The sequence below is a fragment of the Actinotignum timonense genome (assembly GCF_030216305.1).
In the GTDB taxonomy this organism is placed as follows: Bacteria; Actinomycetota; Actinomycetes; order Actinomycetales; family Actinomycetaceae; genus Actinotignum; species Actinotignum timonense_A.
This window is the reverse complement of record NZ_JASOKT010000005.1, coordinates 1-16,124: the sequence shown is the minus strand read 5'-3', so window position 1 is coordinate 16,124 and position 16,124 is coordinate 1. Positions and strand designations below refer to the sequence as shown.

Genomic DNA, 16,124 nt, shown 5'->3' with positions numbered 1-16,124 from the left:
GTGGCACCAGGGCGCGCGCTTCTCCCGCGGGCGGCGGCGGGCCGGTAGCCTGAAGGCGTGCATCATCATTCAGATATTGAGGTCCCGGCGCGAGTGCGCCGCAAGGTCGGGCGCCTACTTGCCGCTATTGTTGTTCCCCTCGCGCTTCTCACCGCGATTGCGCTGGTGGTGCTGTGGCCGCGCGGGGAGTCCCCGGTGGGCTCTATCCCGCTGAATTCCCCGGGCGTGCAGATGGTGAGCGGGCCGATTACCTCGGTCGGGCAGACGGATGCCCAGGGTCAGACCCCGGTGGAGATGGAGGTTGAGGGCGTGCCGGTTCCTGTGCATGTCCCCGCCGAGGTGGTGGCCTCCGGGCTGGAAGTGGGCGACGTAATCGAAGCCCGTTTCAACCCGGCTATGGTCACCTCGGGCACCGCCCATATTTTTGTTGATTTTGAACGTGGGATGCCCCTGGCGCTGCTCGCCGGGCTGTACGTGCTGGTCATTGTGGCGGTGGCACGCTGGAAGGGGCTGGCGGCGCTCGCGGGCCTGGGGGTGTCCCTCCTGGTGGTTGGCTTCTTTATTATTCCGGCGCTGGCCGGCGGCGGGAATGCTTTCGCGGTGGTGCTCACCGGGGCTTCGGCGATGATGTTCGCCTCGATTTATCTGGCTCACGGTATTTCTATCCGCACCACCACCGCGATTATCGGCACTTTCCTCGGGCTTCTTATTACCACGGCGGTGGCGGTGTGGGCGGTGGGCGCCCAAAACTTGAGCGGCACGGGCGGGGAACAAACCGCGATGCTGTCCTGGAGTCTGGGTGGTATCAATATGCGCACGCTGCTGCTGGCGGGGATTATTCTGGCCGGGCTGGGGGCCCTCAATGATGTCACTATTACTCAGGTTTCCACCATTTGGGAGTTGCATGCCGAATCGCCGAGCACGCCGCGCCGCCGCCTCATCAGCCGCGGGATGGCCATCGGGCGCGACCATATTGCCTCAACCGTTTACACGCTGGCTTTTGCCTACGTAGGGGCCTCGCTGCCCCTTCTTATTCTTGCCTCGATTTACCAGCGGTCGTTCCTTGACCTCATGCAGGTGGAGCAGATCGCGGAGGAGATCACCCGCACCCTGGCCGCTTCTGTTGGTTTGGTCTTGGCGATTCCTTTGACGACGGCGGTAGCCGCGCTCCTCGCCCCCGTGGCACCGGGGCGGGATCGGGTGAGCGCCTAGCTTGTGATTCCCCGGGGCGGCTAAACAGCAGGCGATACGTTAGTGACCGGGTTCCCGTGGAGATCTGGTGCCTAAGCGTTAGTAGCGTGCTCCTTGCCGTCGGCAATATCGGTGAGGGCGAAATGTTCGTAAATACGCTGCTGTTGGTCCTCGGTCAGGCCGTCCTCCACCGACCAGGCCGGAGCGCTGGCCACCGCTTCTGCGGAAACCGAGAGGATGAGTTTGCCTTCCACCAGGCGCGAACCGCGCAGCGGAACCAGGGCGGAGCGAAGATTGAATAATCCCCGCCCGACGAGGGCAAAGGTGGGTTGCCCGCTGGCATCATCGAGAAAAACCTCGCGCACCGGCCCAATCTCCGCCTCGGAGCGGTCATAAGCGGTGGCATCCATAATGTCGCGGACGGTTACCTCAGCCATTCTTCCTCTTTCCCTAGCTTCGCTGCGCGGCTGACGTGCCTGCGTGGCTCACGTTCCTGCCTGGCTGTGCCTAGCAGGCCAGGTTTCTCACGAGCCTACTACTTGGTAGAGCGGCCCGTTTCATCTTCGATTTCGATCTGTTCCTTGGCTACATCTTCGGAGACCGTTTCGGTATCCTGCACGACATCCTTATGGAGAGATACCCGCTCAACGGGTACGGTTTCCTTCTCTACATTGACCCGCTCTTCATGAAGGGTGACAGCGGCGCCCCCTTCAGAAATCTCACCAACGTACTCTTCACCTTCCTTGATAGGGGTGCGTTCCACCCGCACTTCTTCGCGGGTCACGGGCACCTCCACCGTTTCGGTGTCATGCACAACGTACTTGTGCAGCCGCACGGTACCGGTCGCCACATTGTCCTTAGAAACATTGAGGCGCTCCTCAGAACGAACCACGGAATTATCATCCGCGTCAGTTACCGGGGCGGGATGCTCGGCCGCAGTGCGGGGCTCACCGGCACCTACCGGCGGAACCTCGGTAGCGTAGCGGTCACCTTCGTGCGCATCCGTGAGGTGGTAGTGGGCGAGCAGGCGGTCCTGCTCTTCGGGGGTGATGCCCTGTTCCACATCGAAATCAGGGGCATCCTTAATTGCATCCTTGACGAAAGCCAGGTGGAGTTCTTCACCCTCGAGGTGCGAACCGCGCAGCGGAACGAGGCTGGAGGACATACCGAAGAGCCCGTGGCTCACTTCCACGAAGAAGGGCTGGCCCGTCTCGGCGTCAAGGAATACCTCCTTAACCCCGCCGAGCTTATCGTTATGGGAATCAAATGCGGTGGCGTTCAGGAGATCCTGAACATTCTTGTTCTCGGCCATATGTGGTGTGCCTTCCTGATAGAAAATGTAGAACCGAGGCCAGGTAGCCGAAACTAACTGCTCACGTGTGGTGGTGACACCTACTTCCCAGCCACGGCGGAAGAGCCTGGGCTCCACGCGGCGTGGGCGGTGCGGGAAGAACGCAATCTGCCTGGGAACTCTGGTGAGTTCACTTGTAGCCTACCGTGATGCAGGTCATATAGCTGGGTGTTTAGCTCACGGAATAACTCTCGCTGCTGGCCGTGCGGTACCCTCATCCATGACGCAGGAAGGGAAGAAGGGAAGCATATGGCGGAGAATGCCGCATGGCCGGCGATTCAGCTGGGCGATCTGACTCTGGCCACGCCGGTCATGCTCGCGCCGATGGCCGGGGTGACCAACCCGCCTTTCCGCCAGCTCTGCCGTGAAGAAGCCGAAGCGGGAATTCAGCGCGCGATGGCCAGCAGTGCACCGGATACGCCCTCCCCAGAAGCCCACGCACGCGGCTCCTACACCCCAGCCGGGCTGTGGGTGTGCGAAATGATTACCTCCCGGGCGCTGCTGGAACGCACCCCGGAAACCATGACTATGATCCAGCCCGATCCGAGCGATCCGGTGCGGTCCATCCAGCTCTACGGGGTGGAACCCAAGGTGGTGGCCGCGGCGGTGCGGCTCCTCATCGAGGAAAACCGTGCGGACCACATCGATATTAACTTCGGCTGCCCGGCCCCCAAAGTCACCCGCAAAGGGGGCGGTTCGGCCCTGCCGTGGAAACTGGATTTGTACGAGGACCTGGTGCGCCAGGCCACCGCAGCAGCGAGCGCCGCGAACCGCGGGCGCGATCACGCCGTGCCCATCACCGTGAAGTTCCGGATCGGGATTGACGCCGCCCACGAAACTTTCCGGGACGTGGCCCGCATCTCCGAAGATTACGGAGTGGCCGGGCTCACCTTGCACGCGCGCACCACCGCGCAGCATTACGCCGGCCACGCGAACTGGGATTTTATTGCGGAGCTCGTAGACTCCACGGACCTGCCCGTCTTTGGTAACGGTGATGTTTTCGACGCCGCAGATGCCGCCGCGCTGCGCGCCCATACCGGCTGCGCCGGGGTGGCTGTCGGGCGCGGCTGCCAGGGCCGGCCCTGGATTTTCTATGATCTGGCTGCTCTCATGCACGGGGCCAGTGCCCAGCGCCGCCCCACGCTGCGTGAAGTTGCCGCGATAATCGAGCGCCACGCCCGCCTCTCGGTGGAGCATTTCGGAAGTGAAAATAAAGCCATGCGGGAGCTGCGCAAGCACATCACCTGGTATCTCAAAGGCTTCGCGGTGGGTGGGGAAACCCGCCACTCGCTGGGGCTGGTCTCCACCTTGGAGGAACTCCACGAACGCCTCCAGGCCCTGGACTTGGATCAGCCTTATCCGGCGGCCGCGGAAGGTAAACGCGGGCGCGCAGGCGGGGAAAAACGCCCGCATCTGCCCGATGGCTGGCTCGATTCGCGCGAGCTTACCCCGGAGCAAGCTGCCCGGATCCACGAAGCCGAACTCGATATTTCCGGCGGCTAAACCAGCCACGCCGCGGCGCTTGCCTCAGGCCCGGTGCCCCGCCCGTCACGACCGCACCGCTCGCCGCCACCGCACCGCCCGCGGGCTTGGTACCCTCTAGCTGTGACGGATTTATTTGGGGCGGCCGAAGTTTACGGGCCGGATGACCGCGAACGCTGGGTGCATGAACCACCCAAATCCCGTTCGCGTACCGATTTTGAACGCGACCGCGCGCGGGTGCTGCATTCCTCGGCGCTGCGCCGCCTGGGCGCGAAAACCCAGGTGCTTGGGCCCGAATCGGATGATTTTGTGCGCACCCGCCTCACCCATTCCCTCGAAGTGGCCCAAATCGGGCGCTCGCTGGCGAAAAACTTCGGATGCGACCCGGATATCGTGGAAACCGCGTGTTTGTGCCATGATCTCGGGCACCCGCCCTTCGGGCATAACGGGGAGCGGGCCCTCGCGGAAGTGGGGGAGGAAATCGGCGGCTTCGAAGGCAATGCCCAAACCCTGCGCATCCTCACCCGCCTGGAACCGAAACGCACCACTCGCACCGGGCGCCCGGCCGGCCTCAACCTCACCCGCGCCACCTTGGATGCGGTCATCAAATACCCCTGGGGTAATAACGAAGGCCCGGGCGGAACCCCGAAATTCAATTACTATCGCGATGATGCTGATATTTTCGAGTGGATTCACGGCGAACACGGGCACAACCGCTGCGTCGAAGCCCAAATCATGGATCTGGCCGATGATATTGCCTATAGCGTCCACGATGTTGAAGATGCGATCGCCCGCGGATTCTTCGACCCGTCCTGCCTGACCGACCCGGGGGAGCGCCAGAAAGTCGTGGAGGATACCCTGGCCTGGTATGGCGAACCGAGCACGGGGGAGCTGTCCGATGCGCTTGACCGCCTGCTGCGCGAAGAAGCCTGGCCGGTGCACTTCGGTGGCAACTACCGTGATTTTGCCCGCATGAAGGACCTCACCTCCGACCTCATCGGCCGTTTTGTTTCCGCCGTATGCCAGGCAACCTGGGCGCAGTCCGGGCATGGCAAATTGGTGCGCTACAACGGTAACGTCGTCGTACCACCAGAAACTTTCGCCGAAATCACGGTCCTGAAAGGGATCGCGGTGGCCTATGTTATGGCTCCGCGCGAACACGAACCGCATTACGTGGAGCAGCGCGCCATTATTTTCGACCTCGTCGAGGCGCTCTTGGAGCATCCGGATGAGTTGGAGCCGCACCTAGCGGAATTGTGGGCGAGTAGCGATAAGGACGCGCGGCTGCGTTTGGTTATTGACCAGGTTGCTTCGCTCACCGATCTTTCGGCGCGGCAGTGGCACGCGCACCTGTGCGGGATGCTGCGGCACTGATCTTCCGGCGCCCGCGGCCTCGGCGTACGCTGCGCGCGCCGCGGTTCGCGCGTACGGAACATGTTGAGTGCGTGAAACGGTTCGAGCGTGCGCTGCGCGGCGGGCTCGCTTAGACTAGGCGGCATGGCCGGGCTCATCAAAAGGGAAGACATCGATCGGGTGCGCGCCGCGGTGCGGATCGACGACGTCGCCTCCCAGTACGTGGCCCTGCGCCCCGGTGGGGTGGACTCCCTCAAAGGCCTGTGCCCCTTCCATGATGAGAAAACTCCGTCGTTTCACGTGCGCCCGAACCTGGGGCGCTGGCATTGCTTCGGCTGCGGGGAAGGCGGCGACGTTTTCGCTTTCGTGCAGCGGGCCGAAAGTATTGACTTTGTGGAGGCGGTCGAGCTGCTGGCGCGGCGCGCCGGAATCGAGCTGCATTACGAAGGTGCACGCGAGCGGCGGCCGGGGGAGCCTTCCAAGCGGCGGCTCATCGATGCGCACCGTGTTGCCGTGCAGTTCTATCGCGCCCAATTCGATACCCCGGCGGCGGCCCCGGCCCGCACGCTCCTGGCCGAACGCGGTTTTGAGCGGGCGGCCATTGACCATTTTGAATGCGGTTACGCTCCGGACTCCTGGGACGCGCTCTATACGCACCTGCGCAGCCACGGCTTTTCCGACCGGGAAATCGAAACGGCGGGCCTGGCCACCCGGGGCAACCGCGGGCTCTACGACCGTTTCCGCGGGCGGCTCATGTGGCCGATTTTCTCCATTACCGGCGAACCTATCGGTTTCGGGGCGCGCCGCCTCGGCGAGGATGATCGCGGCCCGAAATACCTCAATACCCCCGAAACACCTATCTACAAGAAATCGCAGGTGCTGTACGGCCTCAACCTCGCGAAGAAGGAGATCGCGACCTCGCGTTCTGTGGTGATCGTGGAGGGCTATACGGACGTCATGGCCGCGCACCTGGCCGGAATCACCACGGCGGTAGCAACGTGTGGTACAGCTTTCGGCGCCGAGCACGTCAAAATTGTGCGGCGGCTTTTGGGCGACGGCGCCAATCCGGCCGCCGGGGTGGTGCTCTCCTCCGGGAAGGCTTACGGCGGCGAGGTTATTTTTACGTTCGACGGCGATAGCGCCGGCCAGAAGGCAGCTTTGCGCGCTTTCGGGGAAGATCAGGCTTTCGCCACCCAAACCTATGTGGCTATTGCGCCGGATAACCTGGATCCCTGCGATGTGCGGCTCCAGCGCGGGGATGAAGCGCTGCGCGAGGTGATCGCCGGGCGGCGCCCCCTTTTCGAATTCGCTATTCGCTCCCTGATTGAGGATCTTCCGCTCACCACCGCGGAGGGTCGCAGTGCCGGACTGCGGGTGAGCGCGCCGATTGTGGCGGGGATTAGGGACCGGGTACTGCGCGGGGAATACACCCGGAATCTGGCCGGCTGGCTCGGTATGGATGAGCATGTGGTGCGCCAGGCGGTGGCAGAAGCCGGGCGCCAGGGGCGAGCCCAGGCACGCGCCGTGCTGGAGGCAGCCAGCGAGCACGCCCCGGGAGCGCTAGCGGCCGGAGGACCGCAGCAGGTGGGAGTCGCGGTGCAGCCGGGGAATGCGCCGTCGTACCAGGCGGCAGCGCAAACGACGGGTACGGTGCAGCCGGGAGGAGCAGCGTGGGGGAGTGGCGCCGATGCCGGTACCCACCGGGCGGCGACCTTGCCGCCGGTGTCGCAGCTGCGTGACCCTACCGAAAAAGTGGAGCGGGCCGCGCTGGAGATTTATCTTCAGCTTCCGGCTTTTGCGGCGCGGGCGGAGATGGATAATCTACCTCCGCATACGTTCACTCATCCGGTGCACCACGCCATTCATACGGCGATTCGGGCGGCGGGGGGAACCCGGGTCTTCGCCGAGCGCTTCGCGCAGCTGACCGGCGCGGGTATGGACGCGGAACACGCCGAACCCCAAGCGAGCGCCGCTTACGTGGAGGCGGTGATCGCGGCCGGGGGCCCGGAGCTATCCGGGGTGATTTCCCAGCTCGCCGCCGAGCCGCTTCCCGAGACCGATGTGCAGCGCCTCCCGCATTATGTGTGGGGGATTGCCCTCGCGCTCATTCGGCTAGGTGTGCTGCGCCAAATCGAGGATGTGCGCTCCGCGCTTCAGCGCACCAACCCGGAGGATGCCGCCTACCAGCAGCACTTCGCCCGCCTCATGGAACTCGAGGCGCAGCGCCGCACATGTGAGGAGCGCATGGAGTTGGGGTAGTTCACTCCCGCAGGCTTGCAGCTAAGCTCCTGCTGCGAAGTAAGTCCTTGCCGCGCAGTTAATCCCTGCCACGCAGTTAATTCCTGTCGCGGAGTTAATCCCAGTAGCCCAGCGAGCGGGAAATCTTTCCGGCTGTCTCCACCACGAAAGGAACCAGCTCAATGACTTCGTCCATGGTTTTTTCCAAGGCGAGCGTAGTAATCGACATGGCGTGATCCACTCGGCCCATATGGTTGCGGATGGGAACCGCGACGCAGCGGATACCGGGCACGTTTTCTTCGTCGTCAACCGCGTAACCGCAATCGCGCACCTGGTAGAGCTCTGCGAAAAGGGCATTGGCCGTGGAGATCGTGCGCGGAGTTTTACGGGGCAATCCCACATCGGCAATATATTTCCGCACGGTGTCATCACTTTGCGCGGCGAGCAAGCACTTCCCAATCGAGGTGCAATGTAGGGGAAGTCTATCCCCGATATCAGAGGGAATACGGTAGGGCATCTCCGATTCTTCGATGGCCACATATACCGCTTCATTGCGAGTACGGGCCCCCACGTGTACCTGGCATTTCACCTTGCGGGCCAATTCGCGCATAAAAGGCTGAGCACGCTCGGAAATATCAATATTTTTAAAAGCGTGGCTGGCCAGGGCCATCGCAGCCGGTCCCGCTAAATAATTACCCTCCTCATTGACCGTCACAAACTCGTAGTCAACAAGGCTTTGCAAGAGTCGATGCACGCTGGATTTCGCCAGCCCGGAGGCCTCCACGATATCGGTAAAACGCGAATGCTCCAGAGTGGCCCGCAAAACAATAAGTGTTTTATCCGCCGCTCCGGGATTCTTAGGACTTTTGGAAGGCTGCGCCACAGGGAACCTCTTTTCTCATCGACTGTTCGCGACGCCGCGCACGGTCGTAACGATGCCATATTTTAGCGCGCAGGCCTGGGGAAAGGAACAATCTCAAGAATCTTAAGGAACCGTGTTCCAGTATGTGGAATTATTTCGATGTTCTTCAACGATAACCGCCGCGGTGGTAACTTTCGTCTCGCGACCCATAATCGTCCGTAGTGAAGCTCACGAAGAAAATCCAGCTAGGTCCTAGCATCTTTCGCCTAGAGAGGAGTAGGGCGCCGGTGCGTACACGAAAAATCAAATATGGAACTCAAGTCCATAGGGTGGAACAAATGAAAAAATGGGGTTATGCTAAGTCACAGCGACGGTGGTGTGAAGGTCTGAGCCGATCTTGACATTGCCGAGCAGCTACGCGAAAGCGGCAGGTGCTTGCGCGTATCGATGGATCTGAGGCTCGATGGGAGGCTGATTTACCCTCGCTAGCGCGGAAATACGATGGCACATTCACGCAGGGTACGGCGGCGGTGAAGCTGGCGAATCCCGGAAGGGCCGGAGTGCTACCGAGCTAGCGTTCCTTGCCGGGGGAGAAAGGAACCCCCACTTCCCATGACTTTCAATGATGAAAATGTCGTTCGTGTAAAGAAAGTAACATCTATGTCTAATCAGGATTCGGTTGCGGTCCCTTCGGCTCACGGTGAAGTGGCTGCCGGAACGAAAAAGAAAGCGCCATTTGTGTGGCCGGGAATGTTGGTTCCCTTCGTGCTCCTCGTCTCGTGCTTCGCGGCCTGGGGTATTTCCACGGACTTGACCGCACCGCTGGTCAACGTATTCTCCTCGGTGTTCCACATGTCGGCGTTCCAGTCCTCGCTGGTGCAATTCGCCTACTACGGAGCCTACTTCCTCCTCGCCATTCCCGCGGCGTACATTAACTCGAAGTTGGGATACAAGGGCGGCGTCGTTATTGGCCTGAGCCTAGCGGCCGCCGGTGCACTCCTCTTCTTCCCGGCTTCTAAGCTCATGACCTTCGGAGCCTTCATCGCTGCCCTCTTCATCCTGGCGGGCGGCCTGTCCATCGTGGAAACCTCCGCGAACCCCTTCGTCATGGCGATGGGGCCGGAAAAGACGGCTACCCGCCGTCTCAACCTGGCCCAGGCGTTCAACCCGATCGGATCCAATCTTGGTGTGCTGGCTGCCACCCTCTTCATCCTGCCAAATATCCACGTGGCAACCGCTGAAGAACGTGCGAGCATGCCGGAAGCTGAGCTCCTGGCTACCCGTTCCGATGAGCTCCAGGCTGTTATGGCTCCCTACATCGCCCTCGGCTGCCTCTATGCTTTCCTGGCGATCAGCATCGCTTTCGTGAAGATTCAGAAGCGCCGCACGATGGTCTCCGATTCGGCTGCCGGCGTGAAGCGCCGCAAGGGTACCTTCATGCGTCTCATGCGCAATAAGCTCTACAGCTTCGGTGTGGTTGCCCAGTTCTGCAATATCGCCGCTCAGACCTGCATCTGGACCTACATCATCTTCTACGTCATGGAAACCCTCGGGGTGGATCGCACCACCGCGGGCTGGTGGCTGCAAGGCTCGCTTATTTGCTTCCTCATCATGCGCTTCCTCATGGTGTGGATCATGGGTCGTGTTGATGCACGTGTCCTCATGACCGTCATGGCCTCCCTCGGCATCATCTGCACTGGGCTGGGAATTGTTTCCGGAAATATCGTGGGCGCCGTGAGTATTGCTTTCCTCTCCGCTTGCATTTCCCTCATGTTCCCGACCATCTACGGCCTGGCACTGACCGGCCTGGGTGATGACACCAAGTTCGGTTCGGCCGGCCTGGTCATGGCTATTATCGGTGGCGCGGTTGTGCCTCCGCTCCAGGGTCTTATCCTCGACCACACCAGCGCCCAGTTCTCCTTCATCGTGGTTCTGGTGTGCTTCGCGGTTATGCTCGGCTACGCGCTCTACGCTCGCCGGCAGGATCTGGACGCGCTCGCTGAAGCCGATGATGCCAACGCGCAAATCATCGCCGACTAATTATTCCCTTTCTAACGCACGGGTGCCGGGTCGCATGGACGCGGCCCGGCACCCGGAAGTGAGAACACCATGCTCAAGAATATTTCTCCGGTTATCAGCCCGGAACTCCTCTACACGCTGGCCAGTATGGGACACGGCGATGAGATCGTGCTCGCCGATGCAAACTTCCCCTCTGAGTCCACCAATGACACCGTGATTCGCGCCGATGGCATCACCATCCCGGTGCTGCTGGATGCAATTTTGAACCTTATTCCTCTGGATCGTTACAACGAGTGGCAGATCGCCCTCATGGAACCGGTTCCCGGCGATGAAGCTCCCGAGGTCTGGAACGAATACGCTCGGATTATCTCCGCTCATGAGGGGGATTACCAGCAGCATCTCTTCGAGCGCTTTGATTTTTACGAGCACGCTCGCACAACTTTCGCCGTCGTCGCAACCGGTGAAACCGCATCCTACGGAAATATCATCCTCAAGAAGGGCGTCCTGTAAAACGGGCGTCCAGAAAAACGGACGGAACGGGCCGTCCGCGGGTAGTACGGGTAGTACGGCTCATAGCAGCGCTACCCACCACACAATGGAAGTGAGAAAATAATGGATCTGCATCTGCAAGGCAAAGTTATTATCGTGACCGGTGGCATGCGCGGGATCGGTAAGGGAATCGTTGTGGAACTCGCCAAGGAAGGCGCCATCCCGGTTGTTATCAACCGTTCCCAGATTCTCGACGAGTACCGCGATGAAATGAATTCGCTGACCGATACCTGGGACTTCTACTCCCTCGACCTCAACGAAACCGACGGCATCGCGCCCATCGTGGAGGAAACCTACAAGAAGTACGGGCATATCGACGGCATCGTTAATAACGCCGGCGCCAATGACAACCTCGACCTGGAATCCACCGGCTGGCGTGAATTTGAGAAGTCCCTGCACGGCAATCTCACCCACTATTACGAGCTCGTCCACCAGGCGGTTCCCTACCTCAAGGAATCCCAGGGCGCCGTGGTCAATATCGGTTCCAAGACGGCCATCACCGGCCAGGGCAAGACCAGCGCCTACGCCGCGGCCAAGGGCGCAATCCTGGGCCTGACCCGCGAATGGGCCGCCGCGCTCGCCAAGGACAATGTGCGCGTCAATACCATCGTGGTGGCCGAAGCCTGGACCCCGCTCTACGCCAAGTGGATCAAGACCTTCGGCGACGAAGAAGCCCAGAAGGCCCGCTTGGCCCTCATCGAGGACAAGATTCCGCTCGGCAAGCGCATGACCCGCGTGGAAGAAATCGGTGCGCTCGCGGCCTTCCTGCTCTCGGATCGCTCCAGCCACACCACCGGCCAGTGGCTCTTCCCGGATGGCGGCTACGTCCACCTCGACCGGGCCCTGAGCTAAATTCGCCGCGCATCAACGGAACGCTGACAGGAAGAGAGGAAGGTCAGGACCGTGCTAGAACTCATTGATACCCATTTCCACGTTTGGGATCTGGACACCCAAGATCTGCCGTGGTTGGCCACAACGGATGGGAGCATCACCCGCACGTGGACATTCGATCAACTCCTGGAGGCGTACCGGCAGCAGGAAGATATCAACTTCCGGGGTGCCGTTGTTGTCGAAGCAGATACGGCCGATGCCGCCCAAGAAGTTGAGCTCACCAAAGAGCGCCGGGCCGCCCATCCCGAGATTCTCGGGGCGGTGCTGCGCACCGATTTGACGGAGAATACCCAGATCCCCGAAGGGATTGTGGGAATTCGCGAACCTCTCCATATCGATTCGCAGCCCCGCGGGCGTTGCCTGGAGGAGGGCTTCTTGGCCGGGCTCGCTCAGCTTGCCCAGCACGGACTCACCTTCGATGCGTGCATCCGCGTAGGCGAGCTCGGTGATCTGTACCGGGCAGCCGCGCAGGTGCCCGAAGCCCGTATCGTCATCGACCACCTGGGGAATGTCGAAAGTCTCGACACCCCCTACCGGGATGCGATGACGCAACTCGCTTCGCTGCCCAATGTGTTCTGCAAGGTCTCCGGGCTGCCGAATACTGATAACACGGCTAACGAGGGCATTTTGAGTTTCGTCACCGAGCTGTTCGGAACGCAGCGCCTCATGTACGCCTCGAATTGGCCGGTAGTTTCGCTGTACTCCAGTTTTGTGGAGAACCTCGCGCTCCTGCGTGGTTTTTATGGCGACGACGCCGACATCTTCCACCGCACCGCCCAACGCTGTTACGGACTTTAAGGACGGTGTGACAACGAAATAAACAATTTGCTGTTAACCGCTGTTCTCAAGGGTAGGAGCTGGCACGCGGCGCTGTTATGATAAAGCAGTTGCCCCCGTAGCTCAGCAGGTTAGAGCAGTGGACTCATAATCCATCGGTCGCGGGTTCAAGTCCTGCCGGGGGCACCGTTCGTCTGCGGCGCCGCCGCCGTTCCTACCTCCCTGTTTCAACGTATAGGTTTATCCACCGCGCTTGGCCCACAGGCCGGCACGTCAAGGAGCTTTCATGTCAAAAATTACCGGCGTAACAACGCATGATTTCCGTTTCCCCACCTCGAATACTCTCTCCGGTTCGGATGCCATGAACCCGGATCCGGATTACTCCTCGGCATATGTGGAAGTGAATACCGATGCCGATGACGGAATCATCGGTGTGGGCTTTGTTTTCACCATTGGCCGCGGCAATGACGTGGTGTGCAAGGCTATTGATTCCATGGCTCAGGCCCTCATCGGGCGCAATGTTGAGGAACTTCTCGATAATATGCGCCTGGCCTGGGACCTGTTCGTCCACGATTCCCAGCTGCGCTGGCTCGGCCCGGAAAAGGGCGTGGAGCATATGGCCATCGGTGCCCTGCTCTCCGCGCTCTGGGATATTAAGGCCAAGCGCGCGGGCAAGCCGCTATGGCGCCTCCTGGGTGAGATGGAACCCGAAGAACTCGTCTCTACCCTCGACTTCCGCTACATGACGGATGCGCTGCGCCCCGAAGAAGCTATCGAGATCCTGCGCGCCGGCCAGCGCGGCAAGGAAGAACGCATCGCCAACCTCATCGCTAATGGATACCCCGGGTACTCCACTGCGCCGGGCTGGTTGGGCTACTCCGATGAGAAGATGGTGGCCCTGGCCAAGGAAGAAACCGAGGTCAAGGGCTTCAAGCAGATCAAGCTCAAGGTGGGGCGCGACGTTGCCGAAGATATCCGCCGCCTCGGTTTGGCTCGCGATGCTATCGGCCCGGATGTCAAGCTTGCCGTGGACGCCAACCAGGTCTGGGATGTACCCCAGGCGATCTCCTGGATCAACGAATTCCACGAATTCGATTTGGCGTGGGTGGAAGAACCGACCTCGCCGGACGATGTCCTCGGGCATGCCACCATCGCGCGGGCAATCAACCCGATTCCGGTGGCGACCGGCGAACAAATGCAGAGCCGTATTCTCTACAAGCAGTACTTGCAGATGAACGCCTTCGGTATTATGCAGATCGACGCGACGCGCGTGGCTGGCCCGCAGGAAATCGTTCTCGAATACTTGCTGGCGAAGAAGTTCAACAAGCCGGTGTGCCCGCACGCCGGTGGGGTGGGCCTGTGCGAAGCCGTGGCCCACTTCGCGATGTTCGACTACGTGGCCGTCTCGGGTACCACTGAGAACCGCGTTATTGAATACGTGGATAACCAGCACGAGCACTTCGTTCACCCGACCGTCATCAAGAACGGCAATTACATGCCGCAGATGGCGCCGGGTAACGGCACCGAAATGACGCTCGAAACTGCCCAGAAGTACACCTATCGCGGCTAGTATCGCAGCTAGGTTCTCAGCAGAATAAGGAAGCGGGGCGCGCCATCATTATGGCCGCCCCGCTTTCGCGACACCTGCAGCTTGAGCAATCATCGTGGACGCCTCTTTTCTTCGTGGAGCCGCGGCATTAAGGTGAATTCATGATCGATGACAATGCTCCACTTCCGCAATCTGATCGTCCCACCGCCACCGCCGCCGGGCACTGGGTGCTCGCCCGCGCCGGCAAACGGGTATTGCGCCCCGGCGGTCTGCATTTGACGAAGGCCATGCTTGAGCACGCCCAGCTGGCCAGCGCGGACGTCGTGGAATTCGCCCCCGGCCTGGGCCGAACCGCGGAACTCATTATCTCCGAGCCCATCCACTCCTACACCGGAGTCGATCAAGACAAGAATGCGGTGACCCGCGTCAAGGGGATCGTGGAGAAAGTGGGCGGCGTCGTCGTTAATTCCACCGCGCAAAAATCTGGACTACCCGATGCCGGTGCTGATGTGGTCGTGGGCGAAGCGATGCTCACCATGCAGGGAGCGAGCTCCAAGGCCGCGATTGTGGGCGAGGCCTTCCGGCTGCTGCGCCCGGGCGGGCGCTACGCCATCCACGAACTCAGCCTCACCCCGGATAGTATCGACCCGGCCATTGCCGATACCCTGCGCAAAGGCCTGGCGCAGACGATTCGCGTCAACGCGCGCCCGCTCACCCAGGCCGAATGGCGGCAGGTGCTCACCGATGCCGGTTTCGAGGTGGAATGGGTGGGGGATGCCCCCATGGCCCTGCTTTCCCTGCGGCGTAACCTGGCCGACGAAGGCCTGCGCGGGGTGGCGCGTATCCTCCGCAACGTGCTGCGCGATAAAGAGCTGCGGGCGCGGGTGCTGGCCATGCGTGCGCTCTTCCGCAAGTACCGCCACCACCTGGCCGGCGTGGCCATGGTGGCCCGCAAGCCCGCTGAATCTGCCGGTGCTGCTGGCGCTACTGGCACTGCCGGCTCCACCGACGCCGGCACTTCCGCTACCACCGCTAACTGAAAGGACAACCGATGAGTGAGAACACCCCGCAACTTTCCTACCTGGAGGATCTGGGCGCCACGGTGGACTACGCCGCCGCCTCGACCGTTTCCACCACCGCGCTGCGCGTTGAAGGCGCGAATGTGGTGGTCTTCTCCTTCGATACCGGCGAGGAGCTCTCCGAGCACACTGCCGCCGTGCCCGTGCTCATCCAGGTGCTGGAAGGGGAAGTGGAGATGCGTACGGAGGGACGCACGGTGCAGCTGCGCCCCGGCGGGCTCGTGCACCTGCCCACCCGCCTCCCGCACGCGGTGCGCGCCCTGGCTCCCACCAAGATGGTGCTGTTCATGCTCACCGGGCAGAGCGTGGGCTAGAGTAGCCCCATGTCACAACCCGAGAAACCGGAGCTGCCTGAAGAGCCTGAGGCGCAAGAATCCCGCGCCCTGGACGCGGCCCAGGCGGAGGAGATTCAACGCATCGCGCGCCGGCGCATGATCGCCGCCGCGATTGTGGGAGTCATCCTGCTCATTGTCATGTTCTTCGCCGGGCGCGCCCTGCGCCAGCACCTGGCCGCGCCTGATCTTGGCGCGGGGGAGCAGGTAGCTGCGGTGGTGGTGGCGAACTGCGGTGGTAGTGAGCAGTCCTGGCACGTGTAGCAACGTCTGAGGCACGTGTAGCAACGGCTCAGGTATGGCTAAAGCCCGGCGATAGCAGCGCTTTGAGGTGAGGGTGGTAGAGCGCACACCTCTCAAGTTGCTTCACGGCCCGCCATTGACTATTATCTTTTCTGTTGCAAATTCCCGCATAGCTCAATGGCAGAGCATTCGACTGTTAATCGAACGG

The 16,124-nt window shown here is 61.4% G+C and carries 15 protein-coding genes and 1 tRNA gene; 13 read left to right on the top strand and 3 right to left on the bottom strand.

The genetic code is table 11. From position 1 onward, the window contains the following. Window positions 1-57: 57 nt before the first annotated feature. Entirely contained in the window at window positions 58-1,212 is a 1,155-nt protein-coding gene (locus QP305_RS04245; protein WP_284904147.1) for a YibE/F family protein, read from the top strand. 71 nt (window positions 1,213-1,283) lie between these two features. On the opposite strand, the gene QP305_RS04240 is transcribed toward QP305_RS04245, so the two are convergent. Beyond that, entirely contained in the window at window positions 1,284-1,628 is a 345-nt protein-coding gene (locus tag QP305_RS04240) for a PRC-barrel domain-containing protein (protein ID WP_284904146.1), read from the bottom strand. Between the two features lie 98 nt (window positions 1,629-1,726). Continuing rightward, a complete protein-coding gene (locus QP305_RS04235; protein ID WP_284904145.1) occupies window positions 1,727-2,503 on the bottom strand; it encodes a PRC and DUF2382 domain-containing protein in 777 nt (258 codons plus the stop codon). A gap of 288 nt (window positions 2,504-2,791) precedes the next feature. Between QP305_RS04235 and dusB the strand changes: the two genes are divergently transcribed. From dusB to dnaG, 3 genes are all read left to right on the top strand, one after another. Then, a complete protein-coding gene (dusB, locus tag QP305_RS04230; RefSeq protein WP_284904144.1) occupies window positions 2,792-4,045 on the top strand; it encodes a tRNA dihydrouridine synthase DusB in 1,254 nt (417 codons plus the stop codon). Window positions 4,046-4,147: 102 nt separating this feature from the next. Next, on the top strand, window positions 4,148-5,398 hold the full coding sequence (locus QP305_RS04225; RefSeq protein WP_284904142.1) for a deoxyguanosinetriphosphate triphosphohydrolase: 1,251 nt from the start codon (window positions 4,148-4,150) through the stop codon (window positions 5,396-5,398). A 123-nt stretch (window positions 5,399-5,521) separates the two neighbouring features. Continuing rightward, a complete protein-coding gene (gene dnaG / locus QP305_RS04220; RefSeq protein ID WP_284904140.1) occupies window positions 5,522-7,636 on the top strand; it encodes a DNA primase in 2,115 nt (704 codons plus the stop codon). Window positions 7,637-7,730: 94 nt separating this feature from the next. Here the strand turns inward: dnaG and QP305_RS04215 are convergent, their stop codons facing one another. Next, entirely contained in the window at window positions 7,731-8,498 is a 768-nt protein-coding gene (locus QP305_RS04215; RefSeq protein ID WP_284889592.1) for an IclR family transcriptional regulator, read from the bottom strand. A 639-nt stretch (window positions 8,499-9,137) separates the two neighbouring features. Between QP305_RS04215 and fucP the strand changes: the two genes are divergently transcribed. The 9 genes from fucP (at window position 9,138) to QP305_RS04170 (ending at window position 15,937) form a co-directional block, all read left to right on the top strand. Beyond that, window positions 9,138-10,517: an L-fucose:H+ symporter permease gene (gene fucP / locus QP305_RS04210; protein ID WP_284904139.1), complete on the top strand. Its 1,380-nt coding sequence runs from the start codon at window positions 9,138-9,140 to the stop codon at window positions 10,515-10,517. Between the two features lie 69 nt (window positions 10,518-10,586). Beyond that, entirely contained in the window at window positions 10,587-11,006 is a 420-nt protein-coding gene (fucU, locus tag QP305_RS04205) for an L-fucose mutarotase (RefSeq protein ID WP_274734593.1), read from the top strand. A 102-nt stretch (window positions 11,007-11,108) separates the two neighbouring features. Beyond that, entirely contained in the window at window positions 11,109-11,897 is a 789-nt protein-coding gene (locus QP305_RS04200) for an SDR family oxidoreductase (RefSeq protein ID WP_284889589.1), read from the top strand. A gap of 51 nt (window positions 11,898-11,948) precedes the next feature. Further along, window positions 11,949-12,734, top strand: coding sequence for an amidohydrolase family protein (locus tag QP305_RS04195; RefSeq protein ID WP_284904138.1), 786 nt, complete (start codon window positions 11,949-11,951; stop codon window positions 12,732-12,734). Between the two features lie 91 nt (window positions 12,735-12,825). Then, window positions 12,826-12,899: transfer RNA gene (locus tag QP305_RS04190), tRNA-Ile, on the top strand. 100 nt (window positions 12,900-12,999) lie between these two features. Continuing rightward, window positions 13,000-14,283 (top strand): enolase C-terminal domain-like protein, encoded by a 1,284-nt coding sequence (locus QP305_RS04185; RefSeq protein ID WP_284904137.1) that lies wholly within the window; start codon window positions 13,000-13,002, stop codon window positions 14,281-14,283. Between the two features lie 140 nt (window positions 14,284-14,423). Next, entirely contained in the window at window positions 14,424-15,302 is an 879-nt protein-coding gene (locus QP305_RS04180) for a methyltransferase domain-containing protein (RefSeq protein ID WP_434736386.1), read from the top strand. An 11-nt stretch (window positions 15,303-15,313) separates the two neighbouring features. Continuing rightward, window positions 15,314-15,655 carry a cupin domain-containing protein gene (locus QP305_RS04175; RefSeq protein WP_087070647.1) on the top strand — a complete coding sequence of 114 codons (342 nt, stop codon included), beginning with the start codon at window positions 15,314-15,316 and terminating at the stop codon, window positions 15,653-15,655. A 9-nt stretch (window positions 15,656-15,664) separates the two neighbouring features. After that, window positions 15,665-15,937 carry a hypothetical protein gene (locus QP305_RS04170; RefSeq protein ID WP_284904135.1) on the top strand — a complete coding sequence of 91 codons (273 nt, stop codon included), beginning with the start codon at window positions 15,665-15,667 and terminating at the stop codon, window positions 15,935-15,937. The last annotated feature ends 187 nt before the right edge of the window (window positions 15,938-16,124 follow it).

Coding starts and splice junctions, on each gene's coding strand:
- QP305_RS04240 (WP_284904146.1), bottom strand. CDS start 1,628: ATGGCTGAGGTAACCGTCCGCGACATTATGGATGCCACCGCTTATGAC.
- QP305_RS04235 (WP_284904145.1), bottom strand. CDS start 2,503: ATGGCCGAGAACAAGAATGTTCAGGATCTCCTGAACGCCACCGCATTT.
- dusB (WP_284904144.1), top strand. CDS start 2,792: ATGGCGGAGAATGCCGCATGGCCGGCGATTCAGCTGGGCGATCTGACT.
- dnaG (WP_284904140.1), top strand. CDS start 5,522: ATGGCCGGGCTCATCAAAAGGGAAGACATCGATCGGGTGCGCGCCGCG.
- fucP (WP_284904139.1), top strand. CDS start 9,138: ATGTCTAATCAGGATTCGGTTGCGGTCCCTTCGGCTCACGGTGAAGTG.
- fucU (WP_274734593.1), top strand. CDS start 10,587: ATGCTCAAGAATATTTCTCCGGTTATCAGCCCGGAACTCCTCTACACG.
- QP305_RS04200 (WP_284889589.1), top strand. CDS start 11,109: ATGGATCTGCATCTGCAAGGCAAAGTTATTATCGTGACCGGTGGCATG.
- QP305_RS04185 (WP_284904137.1), top strand. CDS start 13,000: ATGTCAAAAATTACCGGCGTAACAACGCATGATTTCCGTTTCCCCACC.
- QP305_RS04180 (WP_434736386.1), top strand. CDS start 14,424: ATGATCGATGACAATGCTCCACTTCCGCAATCTGATCGTCCCACCGCC.
- QP305_RS04175 (WP_087070647.1), top strand. CDS start 15,314: ATGAGTGAGAACACCCCGCAACTTTCCTACCTGGAGGATCTGGGCGCC.
- QP305_RS04170 (WP_284904135.1), top strand. CDS start 15,665: ATGTCACAACCCGAGAAACCGGAGCTGCCTGAAGAGCCTGAGGCGCAA.